This window comes from Polaribacter staleyi, assembly GCF_038024045.1.
GTDB classification, from domain to species: domain Bacteria; phylum Bacteroidota; class Bacteroidia; order Flavobacteriales; family Flavobacteriaceae; genus Polaribacter; species Polaribacter butkevichii.
Genome location: NZ_CP150665.1, coordinates 2,650,122 through 2,661,534 on the forward strand (window position 1 = coordinate 2,650,122; position 11,413 = coordinate 2,661,534).

Genomic DNA, 11,413 nt, shown 5'->3' on the forward strand with positions numbered 1-11,413 from the left:
GAAAATGAAAACAATCAAACAGCTAGAACGTTTACGCAAAATTCATCAATATGTAAAAGTTGGCAACACTGGTACTCCAAATGAATTTGCTAACAAATTAAACATTAGTGAAAGTCAACTTTACAATGTATTAGAAAATTTAAAAATTAAAGGATTTCCAATAACCTATTCTCGAAAATTAAAAAGCTATGTTTATCTTGAGGACTGTGAATTAGAGATTAATTATTCGGTTGAACTACTAACTTCTAAAGAAAAAATAAAAATTGCAGGTGGTTGCATAAAAAATTACTTTACTCCAATGCTATTAGAGTGACCAAATTTATATTAGCACTATCAAAAATAATTAAAAAGTGCACGTTTTATATTTTTTGATACTAAATAATTGTTTAACTTTAAATTTTTAAAAATGAAGAATTTACAAAATTATGGTGTTCAAGAATTGAATACACATGAGATTACATCAACTAATGGAGGTTTACCTCCTTGGGTAAAAAAACTTGGATGGCTTGGTTTAGCGGCTGAAGTTATAGATAATTGGTCAAGTATTAAATCTGGTATTGTTGATGGTTGGAATGAAAACTAAAAAAAAAAGACATGAAAAATAATAGTTTAATCGAGTTAAAGTTAGAAGAACAAATCAATATTAATGGTGGTGAGCCAACTAAAGAAACTGATTTTTTTTATGATGCTTTTTGGTATATCACTGGTGGTATTAAGAAATATTTATACCATGACTCTGGTAACGCCTATATGTGCATGTGATTTATTACCCCTTAACCCTAATTAGCTTTAATAAAATTACTCGTAAGTATAACGTTAATTAGGGTTTAGTTCAATATTAAAAATATGCTTAAATTAATTTTAAAAAATAACTATTTATTATTTTTTGCTTGTTACATGATAAAAATAATAATTGCTATATTATTTAACTTATTATCTTCATATTTCAATATTCTTAATTCTTCTTTAAACTCAGAAAATACTGAATTAATAGTTTTATTCATTTCAGTAGTATTGGTAGCACCCTTTTTTGAAACCCTTGTTTCTAATTACATTTTTTTAACTATTCTATCAAAATTCACTAAAAACTTCATGTTCTTAATCGTAATTAGTAGTATATTTTTTGCATTGTTTCATTACTATAGTATTATTTATATGATATACGCGTTCTTTTCTGGTTTAATTCTAAATTATTATTTCTTAACTATTAAGCAAAAAAAGAGTAATTATTCTGCTATTTTAATGACTACACTTTTACACTCTTTATATAATTTAACAGGATTTATATATTCCGAAATATTATGAAAAAATTAAAACTATTTTTACTGAAAACCTCTTTTTATTTTATTGCTTTATGTATCTTAAATGCTTTAATAAATTTAATATTTAACAACCCTATTTTAACACAACGCAAATTTATAATTTTACTTTCTTTATCTATTTTTATTGCTTTGTATGAAATATTTAAAAATGTTAAAACTCTAAAAAGATTTAACTTTTAGTGTAACATTTTTTAAATTATAATACTTTTTTATATATTCTCAATTTCACAAGTTTATAAGTTTTTTTTGTTAAAAATCTCACCTACTTAAATAACATTTCACACATTTCTTGAGTAATTTTCATAAAAATAATAGCAAATAAACTTTATTCTTTATGACTAACCGTAACTAATACGTGATATTAATTACGGATAATTATGTTATTTTTTATACCTGTAATAAATATTTTCTTATCATTATTCCTTAGAAATAGAATAAGTAATTACAAAAAGAAGTTTCACATAAGCAGAATTATTAAATCAATGTCGATATCAATAGAAAACAAACAGAAATAGCCTCAATAATAGCAAAGTTTGGTTATGAGAATACTTTATTAACAAGAAATACTTTAAACAGATGTAACGAAACTACAGTTGTTTACAAAGTACAAGAAACAATAATATTAATAGCAAGTTTAAAAATTGCAAGAACAAAATATTTAAAACAAGAAAGGAAAAGTCAAGATACAAAGAAACTAAAAGATACAGCATTTGGAGAATTAGATGATTGGATACGTGATTTTTATGCTGTTGCTAAAATAGCATTAGAAGATAATCCACAACTTTTGGAATTTTTAGGAAAATTTGTAAGAAGTTAGGAACTATTAAATCCAGTACATTGTCAAGCTTAAAAAAAAAGCTTGACAAAGAGCTTAAATTTAGGAACTAATAATGAAAATTTAGATAATTAACGAATGACAACAGCCTGCGTACAACAACGTATAAAAAAAATTGCTGGTAAAAGTCTATTTACGAAAGTTCTCGCAGACTTTCTATCTATGTTTTTTTGCTAACTTTAATGCTTAAACTACGCAACTTCTCTTATACAAACACGTTTTTAAATCAATATTCTCTTAACTTATCTAAACCTTAAAATTCAATTTAGCTTGCCTATCGTACATCAAAATGCTTCCTGCAACGGATACATTTAAACTCAACTCAGATTTAAATTTCACTAAATGATGCGATTTTTCAATAGCTAATTTAGACATTCCATGATCTTCTGCGCCTAATAAGTAAACACAACGTCTTGGATGCTCAAATGTTTCTAATTGTACCGCTTTTTCATCTAATTCTACACCAACTAACATAGCGCCTTTTGGGAGGTTGTTAAAGAAATCCTCAAAAGTTTCGTAATGAAAATAGGGCATTGCACCTGTAGCTTTGTGCGTATCGCAAGCTTGTTTTGCATAACGATTGCCAATGGTAAAAATAAAACTAGCGCCCATATTTTGGGCAGAACGCCAAAGGACACCTAAATTTTCTGGTGTTTTTCCATTCTGAATTCCGATTCCGAAAAAACCTTGTTCTAAATTGTTTACCATTACTTTTTAATCAACATTCGCTTAATCTCGTTCAATTTCATCAATGCTTCAATAGGAGTTAACGTATCAATGTTTGTAGCAAGAATTTCCTCTTTAATGTTTTCTAACAAAGGATCATCTAACTGAAAGAAACTCAATTGCATTTCTTCCTCTTGAGTTTGTTTTAAAACATCTTTAACTTCGGCACTTTTATTGTTTTTTTCTAATTGTGCTAATATTTTATTAGCTCTATGAATCACCATATTTGGCATTCCAGCTAATTTAGCGACATGAATACCAAAACTATGATCAGAACCTCCAGAAACCAGTTTACGTAAAAAAATAATGGTGTTTTCTAATTCTTTTACAGACACATTAAAGTTTTTAATGCGCTCAAAAGTCGTGGTCATTTCATTTAACTCATGATAATGTGTTGCAAATAGTGTTTTTGCTTTGGTTGGATGCTCGTGTAAGAACTCGGATATAGCCCAAGCAATCGAAATTCCGTCATAAGTAGACGTTCCTCTACCAATTTCATCTAAAAGAATTAAACTGCGCTCAGAAACGTTATTTAAGATGGATGCTGTTTCATTCATTTCTACCATAAAAGTAGATTCGCCCATAGAAATATTATCACTTGCACCAACACGTGTAAAAATCTTATCTACAATTCCTATTTTTGCATTCTGAGCCGGAACATAACTTCCCATTTGAGCCAATAAAACAATCAATGCAGTTTGTCTTAAAATGGCCGATTTACCAGACATATTCGGCCCAGTAATCATAATTATTTGTTGTTGAGTTCTGTTTAAAACAACATCATTGGCAATATACGTTTGGTCTATGGGTAACTGTTTTTCAATTACTGGATGACGCCCATTTTTAATTTCTAAATCGGTGCTTTCATCCATAATTGGGCGCACATAATTGTTATCAATAGCTAAAACAGAAAAAGACAGTAAACAATCTATTTTTGCAATAATCTGTGCGTTTTCTTGTACAATTTGTACAAATTGAATGATGTATTGTAATAATTTAGTAAATATTTCTTGTTCTAATTTGGCTATTTTTTCTTCGGCACCTAAAATTTTGGTTTCGTATTCTTTGAGTTCCTCGGTAATATATCGCTCTGCATTTACCAAGGTTTGTTTACGTATCCATTCTTGTGGAACTTTGTCTTTATGCGAGTTTCTAACTTCTATATAATAGCCAAAAACGTTGTTAAAAGAAATCTTTAAACTTGTAATTCCGGTTCGTTCCGTTTCACGCGCTAACATATTGTCTAAATACTCTTTTCCGGAGTTAGAAATGGCACGTAAATCGTCTAGTTCTGTATGAACACCCGTAGCAATTGCGTTTCCTTTATTGATGTTTACCGGAGCATCATCAAACAAGGTTTCATTAATTTTTTCAATTAAATCTGTACACGTATGTAATTGATTTCCGAGTGCTTTTACTGTGTTATTTTTACTTTTTTCTGCGGATGTTTTTATCGGCAGAATCGCTTTTAAAGAATCTTTTAACAATACAATTTCTCTTGGTGAAGCTTTACCGGTTGCTACTTTAGAAATTAACCGTTCTAAATCTGATATTTGTTTTAATTGATAGGTTACCGTTTGAGAAAAATCATCAGAATCTATAAAAAACTTTACCAATTCATGACGATTTTTAATTTCGTCGATATTTTTTAATGGCAATGCCAACCAACGCTTTAATAAACGTCCGCCCATTGGCGAAATGGTTTTATCAATCACATTTAAAAGCGTGACAGCATTTATTGAATTCGGATTGTAAAGCTCCAAATTTCTTACCGTAAAACGGTCCATCCAAACATAATTGTCTTCTGCAATTCTGCTAATATGCTGAATGTGTTTTAATTGATTGTGTTGCGTTTCCGATAAGTAATACATGACGGCTCCGGCAGCAATAATTCCGTTTTTAACATCTGCAATACCAAAACCTTTTAAACTTTTAACTTCAAAATGATTGTGTAAAGTTTCATTTGCATATTCCTTTTGAAAAACCCAATCGTCTAAATAAAATGTATAATATCGGTTTTCAAATAATTCTAAAAATTGTTGCTTGTGTTGTTTCTGAACCAAAACTTCACTCGGACTAAAATTTTGCAACAATTTATCTATGTATTCTGCATTTCCTTGCGCTACCAAATATTCACCTGTAGAAACATCAAGAAATGAAATTCCGAGTTGTTTTTTATCAAAATGAACAGCCGCTAAAAAGTTGTTTGTTTTGGTTTGTAAAACTTCGTCGTTTAAAGAAACACCAGGCGTAACCAATTCTGTAACACCACGTTTTACAATAGTTTTGGTCATTTTTGGGTCTTCTAACTGGTCGCAAATAGCAACACGCATTCCTGCTTTTACCAACTTAGGCAAATAGGTATTTAAAGAATGATGCGGAAAACCTGCCAAGGCAGTTTCGGTTTCACTACCAGCGCCACGTTTTGTCAATGTAATTCCTAAAACTCCGGCAGCTTTTTTAGCGTCTTCACCAAAAGTTTCGTAAAAATCTCCTACTCTAAAAAGTAACATCGCATCAGGATATTTATTCTTGATTGCATTGTATTGTTTCATTAAAGGAGTTACCTTTTTTGGTTTTGATTTTGCCAAGTTTTTGGAAATTTTCAGTTAGTTTTGCGAAGATAAAAATTAGTAAGCAGTATTCAGTAGCAGTTTGCAGTGAACTTATTCACAAGATATGAGAAAATTAAAGAATAACGAGTTAGGTAGAATTACAGTAGATGAATTTAAAACTGTAGAGAAAACCCCAATTATAGTAGTATTAGACAATATTAGAAGTTTAAACAACATTGGTTCTGTTTTTAGAACTAGTGATGCTTTTTTGATAGAAAAAATCTATTTATGTGGTATTTGTGCAACTCCGCCTAACAAAGACATTCATAAAACAGCTTTGGGAGCAACCGAATCTGTTGCCTGGGAGTATGTAGAAGATACCTTAACTTTAGTAGAAAAATTAAAATCAGACGGCGTTAAAGTATTGGCAATTGAACAAGCAGAAAATAGTACAAAACTAAATACTTTTTATCCGACGGAAGGAGAAAAATATGCTATTGTAATGGGTAATGAAGTAAAAGGAGTGCAGCAAGAAGTGGTAAGTGCCTCAGATTTGTGTATTGAAATTCCGCAGTTGGGTACCAAACATTCTTTAAATATTTCTGTAACTACAGGTGTTGTTTTGTGGGATTTATTTCAGAAAATGAATAATTTATAGTTGATTTTTAATTCTAAAATTCTATTTTTAAAGAATCTAAAAAATTCCCTATTTTAATGATGTTAAAAGAAAAAGATTTTAAAGAATTAACAATAAATTTGAATCATTGTAAAAGATGACTAAATATAAATTTCTTCAAAAATTAAGATGTTTATCTTTTACCCCCAAAAAGACTCTTTTTTTACTTTTTTTACTCAGTTTTACCGTGTTTTCTCAAAAAAAAGATGGTGATTCTATTACTGTTTTATTAAAAGAATATAAAAAGACAAAACAAACTAATTTACCCCAAAAAGCATTTTTATTAGCAGAAAAAAGTAAAACCGATTCTATACTAAAGTGTACGTATGTTAATTTTGGTAAGCGTAGTTTTTTTAATGAAGATTTGGTTAATTTAGAGCTGTCTGCAAAAAAACTACACCAATATTATACTAGAACTAAAGACACTACGGTTTTGGCCAAAGAGTATTATTATAGAGCACTGTATTTTAAACTTCAATTTAAACCAGACAGTACTTTTTATTATTATAACAAGTCTAAAAATATTTCTGTTCTATTAAAAGATTCTCTCGAAGCAACAAGAAGATTGCTTCCTATGGCTGCCATTCAGTATGATGAAAAAGATTATTTAGGGAGCGAAAATTCTATTATAGAAGGGTTGCGTTTTGTAGAGCCACATATTGCAAAGTTTGGTTTTAAAAAATCGCCTTATGAGGTTTTTTTTACGGGGCTTTTGTATGAACGTTTAGGAAACGTAATGTTTATGACGGAAAGACAAGAAGAAGCTAGAAAAAATTATTTAAAATTTTTTGAACTTCAAAAGAAAAGTCCGCATTTAAAAATAAAATATGAAAAGGCCAGGTTATATAACCATTTAGCAAATACCTACGAATCTGAAGGAAATAACCAAAAAGCAATAGAATATTTTAATAAAAGTTTATCTATAGACAGTCTTAAATATAAAAGTGATTACAGATATGAATCTGCATTGGCGGGTTTTTCTTACAATAACTTTATGTTGGGTAATAAAAAAATAGCTTTAAAAGGATATTTAGAAGTCTTAAAATTGAGAGAAAAGAGAAACTATAAAAGAGGTTTGGTTATTTCTCATTCTATTTTAGGTGATTTTTATAAAGATGAAAATAATATTAAAAAAGCCATTTATCATTCTAAAAAAGGCTTAGAAAAAGCCAAAGAAATAAGCTATAATCGATATATTTTAGAAAACCTTTTTCGTTTATCAACCTTAATAAAAGGAGAAAAAGGAAGGCTACTTTTAGAAGAGCATTTTATATTAAATGACAGTTTGTATAGAAGAGAAAGATCTTTAAAAAATCAGTTTGCTAAAGTAAGGTATGAAACTGAAAAGAAGGACATAGAAAATGATCATTTAAAAGAAGAAAATACAAGAAAACAATTAGAGTTAGAAAAAGAAAAACAACAAAAAACAATTGGTTGGTTGCTTGCAGCAGGAAGTCTTTTATTTATTGGTTTTGGGGCAAGTATTGTTTCTAGTAGACGTAAGAAAATGCTTTTTGATGCAAAGTTACAGCAGGTAGAAGTAAGAGAAAAAGAGCGACAACAAATAGCAAAATCTTTACACGATGAGGTTGCCGGTGATATTAGAATGTTGCACTTAAGGTTGGCAAAAACCAATCTGGTAGAAGAAGCCAAAAGTTTAGATGTTATAAAAGACAATGTTCGAAATTTATCACATCAATTAAGTAGTGAAAGTTTTGATAAAGTATCTTTTAAAGATCAGATAATTAACTTAGTATCAGATTTTTTTGAAGTTAATTTTAGAATAAAAGTACAAGAAATAGATAGCGTAAATTGGCAAGAAATTAATAATGCTATAAAAAGAACGTTATTTTTATCGATAAGAGAAAGTATTCAAAACACTAAAAAACACGCAGCTGCAAAAGAAATTACTCTAAGTTTTAAAGAGACAAAAAATGCTGTTTTTTTAACCATTTTAGATAACGGTAACGGATTTAATATAGAGGATAAGAAAAGTGGAATTGGCTTAAAAAATATGAAAGAAAGAGTAGAAGAAATTAATGGTGTTTTTATTATTGAAAGTGAACTAGAAAAAGGAACAAGTATTGATATTGAAATCCCTAAAAATGGAAAATAAAACAAAAATTTTAATTGTTGATGATCATCAATTAGTGTTACAAGGTATTATTTGTTCGTTAAAAGAAGTGGGAGATTTTGATGTGGTTACCTCTAATAATTGTGATGACGCTTTTCAGTTGATTAAACAGCACCAAAAGACTCATCCTTTTCAATTATTATTTACAGATTTAAGTTTTGATAATACTACAGACGAAACAAATTTAGATGGAGGAGAAGAATTGATAAAAGCCATTAAAAATAATGAATTTGATATTAAAATAGCGGTGATTACTGGGCATACAGAAACCAATAGAGTGTATAATGTTATTAGTAATTTAAATCCTAATGCTTATTTATTAAAAAGTAAATGCGATGCTACAGAAATTGGTTTTGCGGTTCAAAAAATGTTAGCCAACGATTACTATTACACGCATGAAATTCATCAAAAAATAATGCGTAGAAACATCGTTCAGATACAAATGGATGATGTAGCTGTTCAAATTTTAAAAGAGCTTCCTAATTATCCTAAAATAAGCAATTTAGAAGGGGTGATAACAAAGGCAGATGATACTCCTATAAAACTACGTTCTATAGAAACTAAATTATGTAATTTAAGAGCCGATTTAAACGCTAAAAATAATACTGATTTGGTGCTTAAAGCGAAAGAATTAGGGATTATAGATTAATTTTTAAGGATTTTTTTATAGTTTTTGTCTAGAAAATATTCTTTTCTGCGGAAAACCACATTTTTACTTTCGGTTTTTTACATGTTCTAGTTTTAGATAAGTTGTATTTTTGTTATATAATTATATATTTATAATTGGGGAATTATTGCAGGTATCCGTAGGGATATCGAAACAAGGAAAAAGAATAAAACCTTTCAGTTTACCTGAAAGGTTTTTTTTATGCTCTTTTATAATTTTGTTTTGCGTGCTCTATTTTGTGAGAAATAAATTGCTTTAAAAAAGTAAAGGCTTAAAAACCTAATACTAATTTAGCAATACTAAAGTAGATTAAGATACCTAAAATATCATTACTTGTAGTAATAAATGGCCCTGTTGCCAATGCAGGATCGACGCCTTTTTTTGCTAAAATAATAGGAATAAATGTTCCAATAATTGAGGCAATAATAATTACAGAAATTAAAGATGCCGCTACAGTAATTCCTAGATTGATATTAAAACCTAAAAACAACATTCCTGCAGACATTAATAAAGTTGCTAATACAAAACCGTTTAAAAAGCCTTGTAAAATTTCTTTTAAAAGTCTTTTAAATAAAGAGCCTTTTAAACTGTCGTTTGCCAAACCTTGTACAATAATTGCAGAAGATTGTACACCTACATTACCTGCCATGGCAGCAATTAATGGGGTAAAGAAAAATAGTTCTGGAAAATTTTTCATAGCACCATCAAAACTACCTAAAACAGAAACAGAAATAAAGCCTCCAAAGAGAGCAAGAATTAACCAAGGTAAACGTGCTTTTGTAAGTTCCCAAATAGTATCATCTGCTTCTACGTCTTTAGAAAAACCAGCCGCCATTTGGTAATCTTTATCAGCTTCTTCTCTAATAACATCTAAAATATCATCAATAGTAATTCTACCTACCAAAACGTTATTATCATCTACAACGGGTATGGCTTCTAAATCGTATTTTGCCATTATTTTAGCTACGGCTTCTTCTTCTTCATGTACATTTACAGCATCTACCTTTGCTTTACAGATGTCTGCAATTTTATGGTCTGACTTGGCAATAATTAAGTCTTTTAAAGACATTCTCCCCACCAATTTATCTTCTTTATCTACTACGTAAATAGAATGCACTCTGGTAACATCTTTGGCTTGTCCTCTAATTCTTCGCATACATCCGGCTACGGTCCAGGTTTCGTATACTTTTACCAATTCTTTTGCCATTAATGCTCCGGCAGAATTATCATTATAAGATAATAATTCTTTAATATCTGCTGCATGCTCATCATCTTCTAATGCAGAAATTACTCGATGCTGACGCTCTTCGGATAGTTCTCCAATAATATCAGCAGCATCATCGGTGTCCATTTCTCTAACTTCATCGGCAATTTCTTTTGCAGATAAGTTTTCTAAAATTTTCTCACGGATATCTTCATCTAATTCTGTAAGAATTTCTGATGTTTTTTCGCTATCTAAAAGTTTAATAATATAAATAGCTTCATCAAAATTTACTTCGTCTAAAACTTCTGCAATATCTGCAAAATGGACTTCAGAAAATAAAGATGTTATTTCTTTATCATTATTAGAAATGATAAGCTCTGATAGGTTTTCTAAAAATTCATCAGTGATTTCAAATGTCATTTTCTGCTAATTTTTGCGTCAGTGAAATAAAGTCAGAAACAGATAATTGTTCTGGTCTTTTCGCAAAGATAGGCTCTTCTTTTAAGGTATCCGAAAGATTAAAAGATTTTAAACTAGAACGCAACATTTTTCTTCGTTGATTAAAGGCTGTTTTTACAACTCTAAAAAATAATTTTTCATCAACAGGTAGTGAATAATCTTTTTTTCTTATCAATCTAATAACACCAGAATCTACTTTTGGAGGTGGATTAAAAACCGTTGGTGGTACAGTAAAAAGGTATTCTACATCAAAAAAAGCTTGCGTTAAAACAGATAGAATTCCGTAAACTTTACTACCTTCTTTTTCTGCAATTCTTTTGGCTACTTCTTTCTGGAACATACCTGCAAATTCTGGTACAAACTCCCTGTTTTCTATCGCTTTAAAAACAATTTGTGTAGAAATGTTATAAGGAAAATTCCCTATAATTGCTACTTGTTTTTTATTAAAAATATCTTGAATGCTGTGCTTTAAAAAATCACCTTCAATAATTTCAAAATGTTCTTTAGAAGTATCTAATTTAATATGTTCTAGCGGAAATGTATCGTGTAAATAAGCAACCGATTCTCGGTCTAATTCCATTACAGTAACTTTTGCTTTTTTGGGTAACAAGTATTTGGTTAAAACACCCATTCCAGGACCAATTTCTAAGACATCTTCATATCCATTTTCAGTTAAAGCATCTGCAATATCTTTTGCAATGCTTTCATCCGTTAAAAAATGCTGACCTAAATGTTTTTTTGCTTTAACTGACATGTTTATGTTTTATGCTTAAAAAACAAAAGTAATACAAACTCTAACACTTTTGTATTTAATTTTAGGATCTTCTTATAAAGT

At 29.4% G+C, this 11,413-nt stretch carries 11 protein-coding genes; 7 read left to right on the top strand and 4 right to left on the bottom strand.

The window, feature by feature from the left end; translation table 11 throughout:
- Positions 1–4 precede the first annotated feature (4 nt).
- The 4 genes from WHD07_RS11450 (at position 5) to WHD07_RS18285 (ending at position 1,305) form a co-directional block, all read left to right on the top strand.
- A complete protein-coding gene (locus tag WHD07_RS11450) occupies positions 5–313 on the top strand; it encodes an HTH domain-containing protein (protein ID WP_343328492.1) in 309 nt (102 codons plus the stop codon).
- Positions 314–406: 93 nt separating this feature from the next.
- On the top strand, positions 407–583 hold the full coding sequence (locus WHD07_RS11455; RefSeq protein ID WP_343328493.1) for a hypothetical protein: 177 nt from the start codon (positions 407–409) through the stop codon (positions 581–583).
- An 11-nt stretch (positions 584–594) separates the two neighbouring features.
- Positions 595–762 carry a hypothetical protein gene (locus tag WHD07_RS11460; protein ID WP_343328494.1) on the top strand — a complete coding sequence of 56 codons (168 nt, stop codon included), beginning with the start codon at positions 595–597 and terminating at the stop codon, positions 760–762.
- Positions 763–897: 135 nt separating this feature from the next.
- Entirely contained in the window at positions 898–1,305 is a 408-nt protein-coding gene (locus tag WHD07_RS18285) for a type II CAAX prenyl endopeptidase Rce1 family protein (protein WP_422897660.1), read from the top strand.
- A gap of 1,098 nt (positions 1,306–2,403) precedes the next feature.
- Here the strand turns inward: WHD07_RS18285 and WHD07_RS11465 are convergent.
- Together WHD07_RS11465 and mutS are read right to left on the bottom strand one after the other, a co-directional pair.
- Positions 2,404–2,865 carry an RNA methyltransferase gene (locus WHD07_RS11465; protein ID WP_343328495.1) on the bottom strand — a complete coding sequence of 154 codons (462 nt, stop codon included), beginning with the start codon at positions 2,863–2,865 and terminating at the stop codon, positions 2,404–2,406.
- Entirely contained in the window at positions 2,865–5,438 is a 2,574-nt protein-coding gene (mutS, locus tag WHD07_RS11470; protein ID WP_422897661.1) for a DNA mismatch repair protein MutS, read from the bottom strand. Before mutS ends, WHD07_RS11465 begins: the two co-directional genes overlap by 1 nt.
- 124 nt (positions 5,439–5,562) lie before the next feature.
- On the opposite strand from mutS, the gene WHD07_RS11475 reads away from it, so the two are divergent.
- The 3 genes from WHD07_RS11475 (at position 5,563) to WHD07_RS11485 (ending at position 8,897) form a co-directional block, all read left to right on the top strand.
- The gene (locus tag WHD07_RS11475; protein ID WP_343328497.1) at positions 5,563–6,096 is read left to right on the top strand and encodes an RNA methyltransferase; all 534 of its coding nucleotides are present in this window, start codon (positions 5,563–5,565) and stop codon (positions 6,094–6,096) included.
- Positions 6,097–6,301: 205 nt separating this feature from the next.
- Positions 6,302–8,230, top strand: a complete 1,929-nt coding sequence (locus WHD07_RS11480; protein WP_343328498.1) for a tetratricopeptide repeat-containing sensor histidine kinase — start codon at positions 6,302–6,304, stop codon at positions 8,228–8,230.
- Positions 8,220–8,897 carry a response regulator transcription factor gene (locus WHD07_RS11485; RefSeq protein ID WP_105049652.1) on the top strand — a complete coding sequence of 226 codons (678 nt, stop codon included), beginning with the start codon at positions 8,220–8,222 and terminating at the stop codon, positions 8,895–8,897. Before WHD07_RS11480 ends, WHD07_RS11485 begins: the two co-directional genes overlap by 11 nt.
- A 289-nt stretch (positions 8,898–9,186) precedes the next feature.
- On the opposite strand, the gene mgtE is transcribed toward WHD07_RS11485, so the two are convergent.
- Positions 9,187–10,539, bottom strand: a complete 1,353-nt coding sequence (gene mgtE, locus WHD07_RS11490) for a magnesium transporter (RefSeq protein ID WP_105049651.1) — start codon at positions 10,537–10,539, stop codon at positions 9,187–9,189.
- Positions 10,529–11,332, bottom strand: a complete 804-nt coding sequence (gene rsmA / locus WHD07_RS11495) for a 16S rRNA (adenine(1518)-N(6)/adenine(1519)-N(6))-dimethyltransferase RsmA (RefSeq protein WP_343328499.1) — start codon at positions 11,330–11,332, stop codon at positions 10,529–10,531. The genes mgtE and rsmA overlap by 11 nt, the downstream gene beginning before the upstream one ends.
- Positions 11,333–11,413 lie beyond the last annotated feature (81 nt).

Bases quoted from the DNA above. Each gene is read 5' to 3' on its own strand.
- WHD07_RS11460 (WP_343328494.1), top strand. From the start codon at position 595: ATGAAAAATAATAGTTTAATCGAGTTAAAGTTAGAAGAACAAATCAAT.
- mgtE (WP_105049651.1), bottom strand. From the start codon at position 10,539: ATGACATTTGAAATCACTGATGAATTTTTAGAAAACCTATCAGAGCTT.
- WHD07_RS11450 (WP_343328492.1), top strand. From the start codon at position 5: ATGAAAACAATCAAACAGCTAGAACGTTTACGCAAAATTCATCAATAT.
- rsmA (WP_343328499.1), bottom strand. From the start codon at position 11,332: ATGTCAGTTAAAGCAAAAAAACATTTAGGTCAGCATTTTTTAACGGAT.
- WHD07_RS11485 (WP_105049652.1), top strand. From the start codon at position 8,220: ATGGAAAATAAAACAAAAATTTTAATTGTTGATGATCATCAATTAGTG.
- WHD07_RS11455 (WP_343328493.1), top strand. From the start codon at position 407: ATGAAGAATTTACAAAATTATGGTGTTCAAGAATTGAATACACATGAG.
- WHD07_RS18285 (WP_422897660.1), top strand. From the start codon at position 898: ATGATAAAAATAATAATTGCTATATTATTTAACTTATTATCTTCATAT.
- WHD07_RS11465 (WP_343328495.1), bottom strand. From the start codon at position 2,865: ATGGTAAACAATTTAGAACAAGGTTTTTTCGGAATCGGAATTCAGAAT.
- mutS (WP_422897661.1), bottom strand. From the start codon at position 5,438: ATGAAACAATACAATGCAATCAAGAATAAATATCCTGATGCGATGTTA.
- WHD07_RS11475 (WP_343328497.1), top strand. From the start codon at position 5,563: ATGAGAAAATTAAAGAATAACGAGTTAGGTAGAATTACAGTAGATGAA.